At 66.4% G+C, this 17,130-nt stretch carries 12 protein-coding genes; 6 read left to right on the top strand and 6 right to left on the bottom strand.

Annotated elements, in window-relative coordinates; all coding sequences use genetic code 11:
* Positions 1-30 precede the first annotated feature (30 nt).
* On the bottom strand, positions 31-819 hold the full coding sequence (locus ASF61_RS08055) for an ABC transporter permease (RefSeq protein ID WP_056153717.1): 789 nt from the start codon (positions 817-819) through the stop codon (positions 31-33).
* Between the two features lie 115 nt (positions 820-934).
* Between ASF61_RS08055 and ASF61_RS08060 the strand changes: the two genes are divergently transcribed.
* The gene (locus ASF61_RS08060) at positions 935-3,775 is read left to right on the top strand and encodes a pitrilysin family protein (RefSeq protein WP_056153721.1); all 2,841 of its coding nucleotides are present in this window, start codon (positions 935-937) and stop codon (positions 3,773-3,775) included.
* Between the two features lie 67 nt (positions 3,776-3,842).
* The gene (locus ASF61_RS08065) at positions 3,843-4,043 is read left to right on the top strand and encodes a hypothetical protein (protein WP_056143877.1); all 201 of its coding nucleotides are present in this window, start codon (positions 3,843-3,845) and stop codon (positions 4,041-4,043) included.
* A 15-nt stretch (positions 4,044-4,058) separates the two neighbouring features.
* Here ASF61_RS08065 and ASF61_RS08070 read toward each other — a convergent pair whose 3' ends face one another.
* The gene (locus ASF61_RS08070; protein WP_082491342.1) at positions 4,059-6,521 is read right to left on the bottom strand and encodes a TonB-dependent receptor; all 2,463 of its coding nucleotides are present in this window, start codon (positions 6,519-6,521) and stop codon (positions 4,059-4,061) included.
* 261 nt (positions 6,522-6,782) lie between these two features.
* Between ASF61_RS08070 and ASF61_RS23970 the strand changes: the two genes are divergently transcribed.
* From ASF61_RS23970 to ASF61_RS08085, 3 genes are read left to right on the top strand one after another with little or no spacing between them, the layout of a single operon-like run.
* Positions 6,783-8,180, top strand: a complete 1,398-nt coding sequence (locus ASF61_RS23970; RefSeq protein WP_056153727.1) for an NAD(P)/FAD-dependent oxidoreductase — start codon at positions 6,783-6,785, stop codon at positions 8,178-8,180.
* Positions 8,181-8,188: 8 nt separating this feature from the next.
* Positions 8,189-9,724: an aldehyde dehydrogenase gene (locus ASF61_RS08080; RefSeq protein ID WP_056153730.1), complete on the top strand. Its 1,536-nt coding sequence runs from the start codon at positions 8,189-8,191 to the stop codon at positions 9,722-9,724.
* Positions 9,721-10,587 carry an SDR family oxidoreductase gene (locus ASF61_RS08085; RefSeq protein WP_056153732.1) on the top strand — a complete coding sequence of 289 codons (867 nt, stop codon included), beginning with the start codon at positions 9,721-9,723 and terminating at the stop codon, positions 10,585-10,587. Before ASF61_RS08080 ends, ASF61_RS08085 begins: the two co-directional genes overlap by 4 nt.
* 6 nt (positions 10,588-10,593) lie before the next feature.
* On the opposite strand, the gene ASF61_RS08090 is transcribed toward ASF61_RS08085, so the two are convergent.
* Complete coding sequence (locus ASF61_RS08090; protein WP_056153734.1) at positions 10,594-11,640, bottom strand: AraC family transcriptional regulator; 1,047 nt, start codon at positions 11,638-11,640, stop codon at positions 10,594-10,596.
* 144 nt (positions 11,641-11,784) lie between these two features.
* Between ASF61_RS08090 and ASF61_RS08095 the strand changes: the two genes are divergently transcribed.
* Positions 11,785-12,993 carry a hypothetical protein gene (locus tag ASF61_RS08095; RefSeq protein WP_056153738.1) on the top strand — a complete coding sequence of 403 codons (1,209 nt, stop codon included), beginning with the start codon at positions 11,785-11,787 and terminating at the stop codon, positions 12,991-12,993.
* Here ASF61_RS08095 and ASF61_RS08100 read toward each other — a convergent pair.
* The 3 genes from ASF61_RS08100 to ASF61_RS08110 form a co-directional block, all read right to left on the bottom strand.
* On the bottom strand, positions 12,971-14,314 hold the full coding sequence (locus ASF61_RS08100; RefSeq protein ID WP_156369495.1) for a diguanylate cyclase domain-containing protein: 1,344 nt from the start codon (positions 14,312-14,314) through the stop codon (positions 12,971-12,973). The two genes, ASF61_RS08095 and ASF61_RS08100, sit on opposite strands and share 23 nt — an antisense overlap.
* A 352-nt stretch (positions 14,315-14,666) precedes the next feature.
* Entirely contained in the window at positions 14,667-15,860 is a 1,194-nt protein-coding gene (locus ASF61_RS08105; protein WP_056153744.1) for a PLP-dependent aminotransferase family protein, read from the bottom strand.
* 82 nt (positions 15,861-15,942) lie between these two features.
* Positions 15,943-16,404, bottom strand: a complete 462-nt coding sequence (locus ASF61_RS08110) for a RidA family protein (RefSeq protein WP_056153747.1) — start codon at positions 16,402-16,404, stop codon at positions 15,943-15,945.
* Positions 16,405-17,130 lie beyond the last annotated feature (726 nt).

Raw genomic sequence — 17,130 nt, forward strand, 5'->3', positions numbered from 1 at the left:
TAAACCTGGTCGTCCTGAATTGATCTGTTTCTAGTAGTAGTTACCCATCAGCGATGCGATCTCGATCAGCAGGATCGCCGCAAACAGCCGCACCATGTCCGACAGGCCGTGCGTCACCTTGGCCCGGTAGCTGGCGCGGTAATAAAACGACGAAGCCATCGGGATCAGGCCCACTGCAAAGCTGAAGAAGATGATCTTGAGCGCCAGGATCATCGTCACCGCCGGGTTGAACACTTGGCCCACCACGCGCGTGTAGCCGGGCAGGGCGTACGGCGTGAAGCCGTACAGGGTCAGGTAGGCCAGCACCAGCGTGAGCACGCACGAGACGGCCGCCAGCATCCAGACGGCGAAGATGCCGGCCGCCACACGCGGGAAAAACACGCTGCGCATCTCGGCCACGGTGGCGACGGCGGCGCGCTGACGGTGCTGCGAAAATTCGAGGCCGGCCGGCAGCGTGGTGCGCAAGGCCACGAAGGCAGCGGCGGTCAGCGGGATCAGTTCCAGCGTCAGCACGCGCACCACCAGGTCGAGCGCGTAGCGCGTCAAGCCGTAGCTTTGCGAGGTGACCAGCACGATGCGGATCAGCACCAGGCTGACCAGCGCCGACAGCACGCCGAACCAGGCCAGGTTCGGCGCGGTGTCGCGCACAAGGTGCTGCGCCAGCAGGCGGCGGTTGTCCTTGCGGTAGGTGGCCGGCAGCACGGCGATGGTCAGCATCAGCACCGAAAAATTCAGCAGCCGCCACCAGCTCAACAGCCACGACACTGCGCTCCGGTGCAGCCGGTGCGCGATGCCAGAATGTGATGGAAGAGCGTTCATCTTGGCATCTTAGCATTCACGCTGCGCGGCAGGGCGTACGGATGGGCGACGATTCCTGCCGGGGACGGCCAATTCGGTGTAAGGTAGCTGGTTATCATAATCCAGTGCACCCCGAATGAAGATCAGAACCATCCTGGCCGCCGTGCTGCTGTCGTGCGGCGCCATCGCGACGGCGCAAGTCGTTGTCCCCGCCAAGCCCGCTGCCAGCGCATCGGTACCACTATCGAGCCACCTGCCCATCAGCCCCCTGGTCACGACCGGCAAGCTGGCCAATGGTCTGACCTATTACATCCATAAGAATCCACGCCCCGAAAACAAGCTCGAACTGCGGCTGGTGGTCAAGGCCGGGTCCATCCTCGAGGATGACGACCAGCAGGGCCTGGCCCACTTCACCGAGCACATGGCCTTCAACGGCTCCACCCATTTCAAGCGCAACGAGCTGGTATCTTATCTGCAGTCGATCGGCGTGAAATTCGGTGCCGACCTCAATGCCTACACCACGTTCGACGAGACCGTGTATATCCTGCCCATCCCGACCGACAACCCGGCCGTGGTGGAGCAGGGCTTCCAGGTGCTGGAAGACTGGGCCCACGGCCTGTCGATGAACGATGCCGATATCGACAGCGAGCGCGGCATCGTGCTCGAGGAACTGCGCATCGGTAAAGGCGTCGATGACCGCATCAACAAGGTGCTGCTGCCCAAGATCCTCAACGGCTCGCGCTACGCCGAGCGGCTGCCGATCGGCAAAGAGCAGATCATCCGCCACTTCCAGTACGACGCCATCCGGCGCTTTTACCGCGACTGGTACCGCCCCGACCTGATGGCGGTGGTGGCCGTGGGCGACATCGACCCGGACAAGGCGCAACAGCTGATCGAGCGCCATTTCGGCCGGCTGAACAATCCGGCCAACCCGCGCCCGCGCGTCTATGCGACGATTCCCGAGCGCCAGGCATCGGAGGGCGTCGTGGTCACCGACAAGGAGATGAGCACCAATAACGTCTTCATCCGCTATCCGATCCAGCCCTGGCCGGCCGAGAACACGCTGGGCGACTACCGCCAGAAGCTGATCGAGAGTCTCGGTGCCTTTATCCTGAGCCAGCGCATGTATGAATTGACGCAGCAGGCCAACCCGCCATTCCTGCAGGGTGGCAGCGGCATGAGCAAGATCGTGCGCGGCTATCGCTCGTTCGGCGCCGGCGCGGTGCTCGGCAAGGGCGGCGTCGAGCCGGCCATCAAGGCGCTGGTGGCCGAAGACGAGCGCGCGCGCCAGTTCGGCTTCACGGTGTCGGAGCTGGAACGCGCCAAGAAAGGCATGCTGCGCAACTACGAGAACATGTACCAGGAGCGCGACAAGTCCGATTCGGCAGGTTTCGCGGCCGAATACATCCGCAATTTCCTCGAGGGCGAGTCGATTCCCGGCGTGGTGGCCGAGTACCAGTACGCGCAGCAGCTGATCCCCGGTATTTCGCTCGACGAGGTCAATGCGGCCATGCGCACGGCGATTCCCGACAACCAGAGCAAGCTGGTGGTCTACACCGGCATCGACAAACCGGGCGTGCAGCCGCCCAAGCCCGACGAGCTGCTGGCACTGGCCACCGCCGCCGAGAAGATCAGCGTCAAGGCCAATGCGGACAAGGCTTATGCCAGCCAGCTGATGCCGTCCAGGCCGGCGCCCGGCAGCATCGTCCAGCAGACCCGCAACGACAAACTCGGTACCACCGAACTGGTACTGAGCAACGGCGTGCGCGTGGTGCTGCGTCCGACCGACTTCAACAACGACGAAGTGCTGATGGCCGGCGTGCGCTATGGCGGCTGGTCCCTGTTCGACGACCGCGACACCTTTGCCGGACACTATGCCAGCAGCATCGTCAACCAGATGGGCGTGCTCGATTACTCGCCCAACGACCTGGCCAAGATCTTGGCCGGCAAGAGCGTCAGCGCCAACGCGCGCGTGAGCGCGCTCAATGAAGCGGTGCGCGGCGAATCGGGACGCGACGATATCGAAGCGATGCTGCAGCTGGCGTACCTGCAAATGACGCAGCCGCGCAAGGATCCGGTCCTCTACAAGGCGGTCGTCGACCGCCAGCGCGAACTGGCGCAGAACAACCTGGTGCGGCCGGAATCGGTGTTCTACGACACCGTCAACCGCACGCTGTACAACGACAACCCGCGCGTGCCGCACCTGGCCAGACCGGCCGATTTCGACCAGCTCTCGCTCGACCGGGTCTTCGACCTGTACACCAGCCGCATGGCAAGCGCGCGCGATTTCACCTTCTTCATCGTCGGCAGTTTCGACATCGAGAACATCAAGCCGCTGCTGACCACCTACCTGGCCAGCCTGCCCACCGCGCCGACCGCCACCGCCTTCCGCGACGAGGGCATCCGCCCGGTGCGCGGGGTGATCAAGAAGGAGGTGCACGCGGGCACCGAGCAAAAGAGCGTGATCTCGTTGTCGTTTACCGGCGCGGCGCCGTACAGCCGCGACGACGCGCTGCGCATGCGCGTGCTGACCGAAGTCCTCAACATCAAGCTGATCGAGGTGCTGCGCGAGAAGATGGGGGCGATCTACAGCGCCGACCTGAGCGGCTCGCTCAACCGCGTGCCGTATCCGAACTACGCCATCAACGCCAATCTGCCGTGCGCGCCGGAGAACGTGGACAAGGTGCTGGCGGCCACCTTTGCCGAGATCGACCGCATCAGGCAGCAGGGCGCGCAGCCGGCCGACCTGGACAAGGTCAAGGCAGCGATGCTGCGCGCCTACCGCAAGGGCATGCGCGAAAACGGCTTCTGGATGGGATCCCTGCAGAACGCCTTCGTCAACGGCACCAGCCCGGAAGAGATGCTGACCTTCGAGCAGCGCCTGGCCGCCGTCACGCCGGGCGACGTAGCGCAGGCGGCGCAGCGCTACTTCGACCTGTCCAATTACGTGCAGGTGGTGCTGTATCCGGCAAAGTAGGCAAGCACCGGGCGGGGCGCCTGTTACACTGGCGCCTCGTGTTCATCCCAAGCAGCAGAGGCTCATCATGGCAAAGAAAAAAGAAGAACTGGACGAGGAAACCCTGGCGCTGATCCACTGGTGCATCGAGGTCGAAGGCTTCCTGGTCGCCGGCGGCGCCACCCAGGACCAGGCGCAGGAACATATCGAGGAACAGATCGAATGGTTCACCGACCAGTTCTATGACGGCCTCACGCCCGAGGAAGCCGCCAAGGAGGCCCTTGCCTGAGCATCGGCAGCCCGCTCACAAGGCGCCGCGCAGTTCGAGCGCGATGGTGCGCGGCGGCGTGACGATGCCATACGGCAGACCGAACGGCTTGGTCTGACCGTCGAGCGTGTTGACATAGCGCTGGTCGAACAGGTTGTTGACCAGCAGCGCCACGCCGAACTTTCCGCTGTCGTGGTCCCAGGCCAGCCGCAGGTCGGCCTTGGTGGTCGCAGTGCCGGTGCGCAGTGCCGGCGCATCCAGGCATTGCAGCGCGCGCGTGTCGTCGTTGCAGCGCAGGCGGCTGCGGTGCGTGCCCTGCAGCGTGGCGCTGATCCTGCCGCCCGGCCCATCCCAACTGGCATTCACACCGGCCATGCCGGTGAACGCGGGCGTGCCCACCGTCTGGCCCGACAGGTCCAGCGTCGCGCCATTGTCGGACGTGGTGCGGTAGCGGCGGTAGGTCTGGTCGATCAGCTCCAGGCCCCCGAACACGGTGAGCATCGGCGTGACGCGGATGCGGCCGTCGAGATCGACGCCCTTGGCCTGCTGGTCGCTATTGACCACGTTGTAGGTAGGGATGGGGCCGGTGCCGCCGAGCCTGATGTCCTGCAGGTTCTTGAAGCGGTAGGCGAACAGCGAACCGTTCAGGGTGGCCCTGATGGCCGGCACATACAGCTTGAAGCCCGCTTCCAGGTTGGTCATTTTTTCGGGGGCGTAGCTGGGGTCGCGCTGGCGGGCATCGGTGGCGGCGCTGTTCGGTGGCGTAAACACGTTGTAGCCACCGGCCTGGTAGCCCTGCGAGAACGAGGAAAACAGCATCAGGTCGGGCGTGAGCTTGTGGTCGAGCACCACGCGCGGACTCCAGTCGGTCCAGCGCTTGGTGGTGGTGACCGGTTGCGCTGCCAGCAGGCCGGCCGCGTAAAAGATCTGGTTGGCGGGCAGCGAGGCGGCGCTGAAGCCAGCCGGCGCGCCATAGGTGTCGAGCAGCTGGTCGAGCGCTGGCGACTGGCGCGGCGGCACCTGCCAGGTCATCTGCTTGCGGTCGCGGCTCCAGCGCAGCCCCAGCGTCAGGTTGGTGGCGGGCGTCACATGCCAGATCACGTCCTGGTACAGCGAGAACGCGCGCGTGCGCAGTACATTGTAGGTGGTCTCGCCCCACGGGAAACTGGACGTGCCATCCACGCCCGGCACCCCGGCCTGTCCGAGGCCGGCAACCAGCGCGGCAAAATCGGCATTGCCGCCGCCGAGCAGGCTTACGCTGTCGAGCGTGGCGGTATTGAGTTGCGCGGTCGATGCCTGGCGCTCGCGGTTGTCGTAAAAGCTGGCGCCGGCAATCCAGTCGAGCGGACCTGTAGTGGCGGACAGCTTGAACTCCTGCTGCCAGTTCCACGATTGCTTGCGGTCGGTGTTGGCCAGCGAAAAATCGGGCCGCGCAGTGCCGTCGTTGTCGGTCAGGTTGGACGTGGCAAACGTGCGGTACGCGGTCATCGAGTGCAGGGTCGCGCTGCCGAGCGGCGCCTGCACCCGCGCCGTCAGGCCATCGAAGGTGCGCCGCTCGCTGCCACCGACATCGTTTTCCAGTGGTGCACTGCGCGGATCGACGAAGTTGGCGACGTAGGCTGCGTCATACACGCCGCGAAAGCCGGCGAACGGCTGGGCCGGATCCTTCACCACGCCGAACGCCGGCCAGCCGCGCTGGCGCAGCTGTTCGTGTTCCCAGGACAGGTTGACGGTGGCGGCATCGAGTTTGTGCTTGAGCGAGAGCCGCGTGGCCCATGACTTGTCGCCGGCCGCGCGCTCGCCGGTCGTGCTGTTGCGCACCCAGCCCGCGCTGCCCGCACGCACGAACACGAAGCGCAGCGCCGTGCTGTCCGTCAGCGGCAGGTTGACCATGGCGTCCAGGTTGGCGCGCCGGTACTCGCCGAGCTTCAGGTGGCCGCTCATGTCGAATGCCGCTTCCGGCTCGTTGGTCACCACCGAGATGGCACCGGCAGCGCTGTTGCGGCCGAACAGCGTGCCTTGCGGTCCCTTGAGCACTTCCACCCGCTGCACGTCGACAAAATTCATCAGCGCGCCACCGGTCTTGCCGGTGTAGACGCCGTCCACATAGATCCCGACCGGCATGTCGGTGCCGATGCCGAAGTCGCCGGCCTGCACGCCGCGGATGCCGAACTGCGGCTGGGTGGGCTGGGTGGCGTCCACTTGCAGCCCCGGCAGATAACCGTTCAAGTCGCCGAGGTCGCGTGCGCCCAGGTTGCGGATGTCCTTGTCGGTCACCACCGCCATCGAGATCGGCACATCCTGCGCCGCCTGCGCCCGCAGCTGCGCGGTGACCACGACTTTTTGCACGTCGGCCGGGGCGTCGGCAGTCGGATCGCCGGCTGCCAGTGCGTGCTGCGGCAGCGCGACCGCGCCGCAAGTGCCCACGAAGGCGAGGGCGATGCTGCGGGCAAGGCGCCGCTGCGTGGGTTTCGGTGGAACGGCGAGGGCTCTTTTCACGATATCTCCTGGTTTTTGTCGGCGCAGCGGGCGTGCGTCCTTGTGATTTGAATGTAGACGCGCGGCGCGGCCGGGCGGGGGCCGGATCGGACATCGACGGACCTTGGTACGGCCAATTGCCGCCGATAGCAGCCCCCTTGCGGCCGGTCGGGCGCCAGCCAGCGTGGCCGGAAATGCACCCCTGCTGTCCCTTTGGCCCCCGTGGCGCCAGCGCTTTGTTTGCACAATGGTCCGGCATCCACAACACAACGGGAGACAACAATGGAGCACGATCAAATCATCGACTGCGGTAACGCGGTTTGCGTGGTGGGCGCCGGGCCGGGCGGCCTGTCGGCAGCGCGCGCGCTCAAGGGCATGCAGCTCGCCTACGAACAGTTCGAACGGCATTCGGACGTGGGCGGCATCTGGGACATGCACAATCCCGGCAGCCCGATCTACCAGTCGGCGCATTTCATTTCGTCGCGCGACCTGTCGGGCTTCATCGGCTTCCCGATGCCCAAGTCCTATCCTGACTACCCGACCAACCAGCAGATCCTGGCCTACGTGCGCAGCTATGCCGACGCCTACGGCCTACGCGCGGCGATCCGCTTCAACACGCCGGTGCAGCACGTGCAGAAGCAGGACGACGGCCGCTGGCTGGTCACGCTCGGCGACGGCAGCCGGCGCCGCTACCTGGCCGTGATCTGCGCCACCGGCTGCAACTGGGATGCCAACATGCCCGCCATCAAAGGACAGTTCAACGGCGAGATCCGCCATTCGGTCACCTACAAGCAGGCCGACGAATTTGCCGGCAAGCGCGTGATGATCGTCGGCGCCGGCAATTCCGGCGCCGACATCGCCTGCGACGCCGCCACCCGCGCCGGCAAGGCCTTTATCAGCATGCGGCGCGGCTACCACTTCATTCCGAAGCACCTGTTCGGCCTTCCGGCCGACCAGGTCGGCGAGAGCGGCCCGCAACTGCCGCTGTGGATCGCGCGCCCGGTCATGTCGGTGCTGCTCAAGATGTTCACCGGCGACCTCACCCGCTTCGGCCTGCCCAAGCCCGATCACCGGCTGTTCGAGAGCCACCCGCTGCTCAATTCGCAGCTGCTGCACCATCTCCAGCACGGCAATATCGCGGTGCGTCCCGACATTGCCCACTATGACGGCGACGACGTGGTCTTCGTCGATGGCAGCCGCGAGAAGCTGGACCTGGTGGTGTACGCCACCGGCTACAAGTGGAGCTGCAAATACGCGGCCGACTACTTCGAGTGGCGCGGCGGCAGGCCGCAGCTGTACCTGTCGATGTTCAGCCGCGAGCACCGCAACCTGTTCGGCATCGGCTACGTGGAAACCAATTCCAGCGCCTATAAACTGTTCGACACCGAAGCCTTCATGATCGCCTGCTACCTGCGCGACCAGGTGAAGCAGCTGGGCGCTGCGCGCCGCTTCGACGCGCTGATCGCCAACGACAATCCCGACCTGTCCGGCGGGCTGAAGTTCGTGCAGTCGCAGCGGCACGAGGTTTACCTGGAAGCGCATGCGCTCAAGTCCTATCTGAAGCGGCTGCGCAAGCGCATGGGCTGGCCCGAGCTGACCGACACCTTTTACGATCACCTGCGCCAGCAGCCCGGCGCCGCCACCGCGCACGCGCCGGCGTCGTTGCGCGCAGCCGCATGAGGACCCCCATGGATAAAGACTATGCCTATTACCGCCAGCAGGCGGACCTGATCGTGCCCCGGCTCGAAACCCGGGCGCTGATCGGCGGCCGGTTCGTCGATGCCGCGTCCGGCGCGCGGCTCGACACCGTCAACCCCGCCACCGGCCGCATGATCGCCGCCATCGCCAGCTGCGACCAGGCCGACGTCGATCTGGCGGTGCGGGCAGCCCGCCTGGCCTTCGACCGCGGCGACTGGTCGCGCGCGGCGCCCAAGCACCGCAAGAAGGTGCTGCTGCGCCTGGCCGACCTGGTGGAAGAGAACCTCGAAACGCTGGCCATCCTGGAAAGCCTGGATGCCGGCAAACCGGTGCGCGACACCCTCGGCACCGACCTGCCGGACATGATCGAGAGCCTGCGCTGGCACGCGGAAGCTGCCGATAAACTGTACGACCAGGTGGCGCCCACCGCGCCGGACGTGGTGGCGATGGTGGTGCGCGAACCGCTGGGCGTGGTCGGCGCCGTCCTGCCGTGGAATTTTCCGCTCTACCTGGCCGGCTGGAAGATCGGCCCGGCGCTTGCCAGCGGCAACTCGCTGATCATCAAGCCTGCCGAGCAGACCTCGCTCACCGCGCTGATGCTGGGACGGCTGGCGCTGGAGGCGGGCATCCCGGACGGCGTGCTGCAGGTGGTGCCCGGCACCGGCGAGACGGTGGGCCGCGCGCTGGGCCTGCATGGCGACATCGACGGCGTCAGTTTTACCGGTTCGGGCGAAGTGGGGCGGCTGTTCCTGCAGTATGCGGCGCAGTCCAACCTCAAGCGGGTGGTGCTCGAATGCGGCGGCAAGAGCCCGGCGCTGGTGCTGCCCGACGCGGTCGATCTGCCCCGGGTGGCGGACCAGATCGCACTGGGCGCGCTGTTTTGCCAGGGCGAGAACTGCAGCGCCGGCTCGCGCCTGATCGTGCACCGCGCGCGCAAGGACGAACTGCTGGAGGAAGTCAAACGCGCATTCGACGCGTGGCGCGTCGGCGATCCGCTCGACCCGGCCACCCGCGTGGGCGCGCTGATCGAGCCGGGCCACATGGCGCGCGTGCTCGGTTACATTGCCGGCGCCCGCGAGCAGGGCGCGCAGCTGGTGCACGGCGGCGCCCAGGTCCGGCGCGAGACGGGCGGCAGCTTCGTCGAGCCGACCATCTTCGACAATGTGCAGGCGTCGATGACGATCGCGCGCGAGGAAGTATTCGGGCCGGTGCTGGCGGTCACCGCCTACGACGCGCTGGCGCAGGGCGTGGCGATCGCCAACGACACCAGCTACGGCCTGGCCGCCTCGGTGTACACGGGCAGCCTCGACGCCGCACACGGCGTGGCCCGGGCGATCCGCGCCGGCACCGTGTCGGTCAACTGCTTTTCCGAAGGCGATACCGGCGTGCCGTTCGGCGGTTACAAGGAGTCGGGCTTCGGCGGCCGTGAAAAATCGCTGCTGGCGCACGACCAGTACACCGAAACCAAGACCATCTGGATCCAGCTCGGCGCTGCCGGCAGCACGGAATCGAAGGAGGGCCGATGACATCGCATGCATTTTCCGGCCGGGTGGCGCTGGTCACGGGCGGCGCGGGCGGCATCGGCCGCGCCGTGTGCCGCGGCTTCATCGAGCGCGGCATCGTCTGCGTGCTGGCCGACCGCGACCAGGGCGCACTCGATCGCGCCACGGCCGAACTGGGGCCGTCGGCCGTGGGCGTGCAGGTCGATCTGACCGACCTCGACGCGCTGCCCGGACTGCTCGACGAGGTCCAGCAGCGCTACGGCCGGCTCGACATCCTGGTCAACAACGCCGCCATCACGGCGACCGGCCACTTCGAGGAGCGCTCGCTCGACAGCATTGTGGGCGAGCTCAATATCAACCTGATTTCACCGATCGTGCTCACCCGGCTGGCGTTCGCTGCGCTGCAGCGCAGCGGCGACGGGCGCGTGATCAACACCGTGTCGCTGGGCGGGATTTTTCCGCTGCCGGAGACCGGCATCTACTCGGCCACCAAGTTCGGGCTGCGCGGCATCATGCTGTGCCTGGGCATGGACCATGAGCGGCACGGGGTGCGGGTCGGGAACGTGATGCCGTCGGCAACCGAAACCCCGATGCTGATGCGCGAGGCGGTCGAGGGCGGCAATACGCTGCAATTCATGGACCCGCCGCAGCAGCCTGCCGACGTGGCGCGCCAGGTGATGCGCATGCTCGAGGCGCCGCGGCTCGAACGCTATCCGCGGCTGGGCGAATCGTGGTCGGTGCGCCTGGCCATGCTGCTGCCCAACCTGCTGCCCCGGCTGATCCCGCTGTTTCGCAAGAAAGGGGTGCGCGGCCATGCGCGCTACCTCGAGTCGCTGCGCCAGCGCGGACTGGTGCAGTTGCGCGAGGGACGCTGGGAAATGCTTTGAATATCGCTAGGCCAGCTCGCCATGCCGGCCGGCGTGGCGCGCCTGGTTGGGCAGCATGCCCGACCAGCGCTTGAACGCGCGGCGGAAGTTGCGCGCATCGGTAAAACCGGTGGCCATGGCGATATCGACCAGCGCCATGTCGCTGCGCCGCAGCAGGTCGAGCGCGCACTCGTAGCGCACCTGGTCGGCCAGCTTCTGGTACGAGGTATCGAGTTCGGCCAGCCGGCGGCGCAGCGTGCGTTCGCTCAGGTTCAGTTCCGCGCCCACGCTGGACAGGTCGGGCATGTCGTCCACCGCGGCGCGCAGCACGTTCATGATCGATTCCACCAGGTCGTTGCGCGGCGCTTCGGCGCACAGCATGTGGTCGATCTGCGCCTGCAGGCTGTCCTGCATGAAGCGGTCGTGGGTGGGCAGCGGGCAGTGGAACCAGCTCATGTCGCTGACCATGCGGTTGAGCGGCGCGTTGAATTCGATCGGGCAGCGGAAGTATTCGCTGTAGGCGCTGGCATAGGCCGGGCGCGGATAGCGCAGCTCGAGCCGGGTGGGGCGGAAATGCGAGCCGACCAGCGAGCGCGCCACTGCCGTACCGCTGACGAATATCTCCTCGATGAAGAATGGTTCGAGCTCCGGATCGTGGAAGCGGGTGGTGACGCCGATGGCGAAATGGCGCTCGTCCACCGGAGTCAGTTCGTTGACCGTGAACGCGCCTGCCGCATGCTGGTAACGGATCAGGTATTGCAGCGCTTCGCCCAGCGTGGGGCAGGTCAGCATGCCCAGCCCCGGCAGCCCGAAGCACACCACGGTCTGGCGGGCGCCGGTGGCAATCCCGATGGCAGGGTCGCCCCAGCACTGCATGGCGCGCCGCACCAGCGCGCTGGTCTGGCGGTACGATACCCGGAAGCTGGCGTCGCACAGATTGTCCGGCGTGAAGCCCAGCCCTTTGCACAGGCGCTCGGGCGAGTGGCCGCTGGCTGCCACCAGCTGCAGCACCTGGCGGATCACGTGCGGGGGCACGTCGGCGGCGGTATCGGGCAGGGGCGACTTGTTCGGCATGGCGGCTCCGGATCGGCGTGACAGGATCACAGGCTAGCATAAGCGATGTGACGGCCGGCGACACCGGTGTCGAAATGGCCGCGACTGTCGCTTTTTTGGCCGCTGCGGCCCCCTGCAATGCGGCGCAGGCCGTATGCTGGTGCGATGAAAACCGTTCACGCCTCCGCCCGCCCAGCGCGCCAGCACGCGCCCACCGCCATCCTGTCGTGCGCCTGGGCGCTGGGCATCACCGGCACCACGCTGATGCCGCTGCTGGTGACCAACGCCATGGCGCGCCTGCACCTGGACGAAGGGCAGGCCACCATGATCAGCGGGCTGGAAATGGTGGGCATGCTGGCGGGCTGCATCGTCCTGCCGCCACTGGCGCGGCGCCGTCCGGCCGCCACCACGGCCGTCGCACTGCTGCTGCTGGCGGCATGCCAGGCGCTGACGGCGTGGGCCGGCCAGCTGGCGCTGTTCGGCATGCTGCGTGCGGTGGCCGGCGTCTGCGAAGCGCAGCTGGTGGTCATGGTGGGCATCTGCCTGGCCTGCCATCGCGATGCGGAGCGGCTGTGGGGCTGGGTGCTGCTGTGGTCCGGGCTGATCGCGGCCGGGGCATTTACCGTGCTCTCGCTGTTCCCGGCCGTGGCGGCCGACGCCCGGCTCTGGAGCGCGCTGGCCGTGCTGACGCTGGTGCTGGCGACCGTGGCGCTGCGGGTGCCGGCGCTGGTGCCGGTGCGCCTGCCTGCCGTCCGGCCGGCGCCAGCTTCGGCAAGTTCAGCAGATTCGGCGCCGCGGATCGGCGCCGATGTCTGGATGGCGTGGGGCGTGTTCGTGGGCGCCTACAGCGTGCAGGCCGGGGTGTGGGCGGTGTCGGCCCTGCAGGGCGAGCGCCTGGGCTTGCCATTGCCCGTGATCGGCACGCTGCTGGCGCTGTCGTCGCTGCTCGGTTTTTTTGGCGCGCTGGCGCCGGCGCTTCCGGCACTGGCCGGACGACGCGGCCTCACCATGGCCGCTGCGCTGGCGGTGATGGGCGCGTCGGTTGCGTGCTTTTTCACTGCCCGCTCGGCCACGATGTTCTTCGTGTCGCAGACGCTGCTCAATGCCGGCTTCTACGCCGTCATGGCCCTCCTCAACGGGTTCATTTCGGCGCGCGACCGCGACGGCACGCTGTTGTCGCAGTCGGTCATCGTCACGTTCGCGGCCGTTGCGGCAGGCACAGTCGGAGCAGGGGAGTTGTTCCAGGACGCCGGCGCCGTCGGCGTGATCGTGTTCGCGCTGCTGGCGCTGGCGGCCAGCGCCCCGCTGGGGCTGGGCGCCCTGCGCGCGCGCAGCGGTACCGGCGCCGTGGTCAACTCGTCATCAGCGCCTTGATCGCCTCGAGCGCCGCGCTGCCGGTATTGGTGCAGCACACCTGGTTGCGGCCTCGTTCCTTGGCCGCGTACATGGCGCGGTCGGCGGCGACGAACAGCGATTCGGTATTGTCCAGCTGGTGCGGCAAGATGGTGGCCACGCCGATGCTCACCGTCAGCCACGCCGAGGTGGTCGAGCGCGGATGCGGTATCTGCAGCGCCTCGACATGGGCCCGCACTGCCTCGGCCAGCGTGCAGGCAGCGTCGGACGGCGTTTCGGCAAACAGCATCACGAATTCCTCGCCGCCGTAGCGCGCCGCCAGGTCGGTGGTGCGCATCGCGTGCGAGGCGATGGCCTGCGCCACCTGCTGCAGGCAGGCGTCGCCTGCCGGGTGGCCCAGCGTATCGTTGTACAGCTTGAAGTGATCGACATCGAGCACGACCAGCGACAGCGGCTGGCCGCTGCGCATGGAACGCTGCCACTCCTGTTCCAGGAAACTGTCGAAGTGGCGGCGGTTGGCGATCTTGGTCAGCGGATCGATCATGGCCGCGCGCTGCAGCGCATCTTCCGAGCGCTTGTGGTGGGTGATGTCGTGCAGCAGGCCGATGAACAGCGGCTGGCGCAGATACATGGGCGTGAGCGTCAGGTCCATGCACACCGGGCTGCCGCTGCGCTGGCGGATGATCACCTCGCGCGTGCCATGGTGGTGGGTGACGCCGGGCGCACTGGCGTAGCGGCTGAAGTACTCGAGATACTCCTGCACCACGGCAGGGTTGAGCAGATCCGAGATATGGTAGCCGGCCAGCGCATTGTCCGCGTAGCCCAGGTGCCGGTTGCAGGCCGGATTGGCAAACTGGATGCGGCCGTCCGCCTCGATGATCAGCAGGCCCTCGGCCATGTTGTTGACAATTGTGCGCAGGCGCTCTGCCTGTTCTTCCTGCGACTCGGCGTTGACCCGGATCTGCAACTGGGTGCGCACCCGTGCCCGCACCTCGGCCAGGCGCAGCGGCTTGCTGATGTAATCGACCGCGCCGAGGTCGAAGCCGGCCACCACGTCGTCGGTCTCGGTGCGCGCGCTCATGAAAATGACGGGAATGCGCGCCGTGGCGGCGCTGCCCTTGAGCTGGCGGCAGGTTTCGAAACCGTCCATCCCCGGCATCATCACGTCGAGCAGGATCAGGTCGGGATGGGCGCGCCGCGCGATCTTGAGGGCGCGCTCGCCCGAATTGGCGACAAAGGTCTGGTAACCCTGTTCCACCATCAGCTTGCGCAGCACGGCCAGGTTTTCCGGCGCGTCATCGACGATCAGGACGGCGGCGTCGCGCCGGCCTGCAATGTTCATCGATGCGGGCATCATGGCGCATCGACTGCTGTCAGGGTAGGACGGCGATCGGCGAGGAGGTATGCGCGGATGAACAATGGTAGACCTTGGTTGAGGGATGGGAGCTACCGTGAATCATACAACTTTGACTGCAGGAAATGTGAGATTTAGCGGGACCGCTGTACGCCAGTGCCACATGAATACGGTTGAACACGGCCGATCCATCGGCTGCATTCATTATGGATGGCGAATTGGCAAATGATTTGGTGGTTTTTACCACAGTCTGTCACTGCCAATTACCTATTGGGAACTCGTAAGTGTTGTATTTCTGCAAGTCCAAACGGGCGGCCCATGCCGCCCGCAGCGCGGTGACCTAGATTTTGGCGGCAATCAGTCTGGCCAGGATTTCGATGCCGGCACGGATGCGTTCCGGCGCCACCGTCACGAACGACAGGCGCAGCGTGTTGGTGGCCGGATCGTTGGCGTAGAACGGCGCGCCCGGCACGAACGCCACTTTCTGGGCGATCGCTTCATCGAGCAGGGCGATGGCGTTGATGTGCTTGGGCAGCGTCACCCAGATGAACATGCCGCCTTCGGGACGGGTCCACTCCACGCCGGCCGGGAAGTACTGGGCCATGGCGTCGAGCATGACCTGGCACTGGTTGCCGTACAGGCTGCGGATTTTCGGGATGTGGTGCTGCAGGAAGCCATCCTTGACCACTTCGTGCACGACCATCTGGGTCAGCTGCGACGTGTGCAGATCGGCCGCCTGCTTGGCCAGTTCGAGGCGGCGCACCAGCGGCAGCGGCGCCACCACGTAACCGAGGCGGATGCCCGGGGTCAGCACCTTGGAGAACGAGCCCATGTAGATCACGCCGTCCGGGTTCATCGCCACCATCTTCGGCAGCGGGTCGCCTTTGTAGCTGAGGGCGCCGTACGGATCGTCCTCGATCAGCGGCAGGCCCAGGCGGGCGCAGGTTTCCACCAGTTCCAGGCGGCGCTCGACCGACAGCGTGCGGCCGGTGGGGTTCTGGAAGTTCGGCAGCGCGTACAGCAGGCGCGCGCCTTCGGCAACGGCCGCCAGCGACGACGGCACCAGGCCGTGGTCGTCGGTGTCCACCGACTTGAATTCGGGACGATAGACCGAAAACGCCTGCAGGGCGCCCAGGTACGACGGCGTTTCCACCAGCACGCGGCTGCCTTCGTCGATCAGCACCTTGCCCAGCAGGTCCAGCGCCTGCTGCGAGCCGGACGTCATCAAGACCTGCTCCGGCACGATGCGGGCGCCTTCGGTGGACAGCGAATCGGCGATCCACTGGCGCAGCGGCAGGTAGCCGTCGGTGGGGCCGTATTGCAGCGCCACCTTGCCGTTGTCGCGCAGGACCTTGTCGTAGGCCGCCTGCATTTCTTCGACCGGGAAGGTCAGCGGCGACGGCAGGCCACCCGCGAACGAAATGATTTCAGGCTGCTGGGTGATCTTGAGGATCTCGCGGATGAACGAGGCTTGCAGCTGGTCTGCGCGCTCGGCAAAGCGCCACTGGATAGGATTCGGGTTTTCGATTTTCATACGGGTCTCACTGTGGTGGATACAATGCGCGCTGGTGCGCTTCTGCTATGCGTTTTGGCTGCGGGACGCCGGCCGGTGCCGGTCAAGCCACTTCGGCGATCAGTTCGATTTCCACGCAGGCGCCCATCGGGATCTGCGCCACGCCGAAGGCCGAACGGGCATGCTTGCCGGCGTCGCCGAACACCTCGCCCAGCAGCTCGGAAGCGCCGTTGGTGACCAGGTGCTGCTCGGTGTAGTCGCCGGTGGAATTGACCAGGCTCATGACCTTGACGATGCGCTTGACGCGGGTGAGATCGCCGCCGACGGCCGCCTGCAGGGTGCCGATCAGGTCGATGGCGATCGCGCGCGCGGCCTGCTTGCCTTCGGCGGTATCGATGTTCTTGCCCAGCTGGCCGGTCCAGACGCTGCCGTCGGCGCGCTTGGCAATATGACCCGACAGGAACACCAGGTTGCCGGTCTGGGCGTACATGACGTAGGCGGCAGCCGGCGTTGCCGGGGCGGCCAGGGTGATATCGAGCGCTTTCAGTTTTTCGTAGACAGACATGGGCTTATCCAAACGTGATGAAAAAATTTAATCGGTGATCCGGTATTGTACCCGCGCTGCCGGCTGTGCCTGCAAAGCGGGCAAAAACCAGATAGTCCACGGTTTCAACGCGGTTTTACCCCCGTTTAGCCTTCGGCGCCCGCTGTGACGGCCACGGCGATTGCGAAAATGGTGCTGTGGAAGCAAGCGCCTGGTGGCAATCCGCCCCATCCTGCGCGGCGCCCTGGCCGCAGACGACCGGGGACCTTGCCGGGAACGCCGATTCCTATAATAAGTGACAAAGCCAGTACAGTGCCGGTACACTTTGCCAGATAAGGACTTGTACTGTCATGGTGATATGAGCAATACGAAAAACCGGCCCTCGATGCTGGGCGCCGCTGCGTCCCGCGCTGCGGCTGCCGTGGCCGAAGCGCTGGCGGCGCAGGCCGAGCGCGCTGCCGCGGGCGCGCAGAAGCAAGCGCCGGTTGCAGAAGCAGGTAGAGCGGCAAGCAACGGGGCCGATACAGGGGTAAGCACACGCCCAGGCGACGGGGCAGACGCGCGGTCAGGCAACGGGGCAGGTGCATGGTCAGGCAGCGATGCCAGCACACGGTCAGGCACTGGTGACAGCGCAGTGGCGGTCACGACAACGCATGCGTTTTCAGCGCTGCAGGCGGCAGTCAGGCCGTCTTTGGCAGCGACCGCAGCAGCGGTGACATCGCCGCCGGCTGCGCGGCCGTCAGCGGG

Source organism: Duganella sp. Leaf126 (genome assembly GCF_001423125.1).
GTDB lineage: Bacteria > Pseudomonadota > Gammaproteobacteria > Burkholderiales > Burkholderiaceae_D > Rugamonas.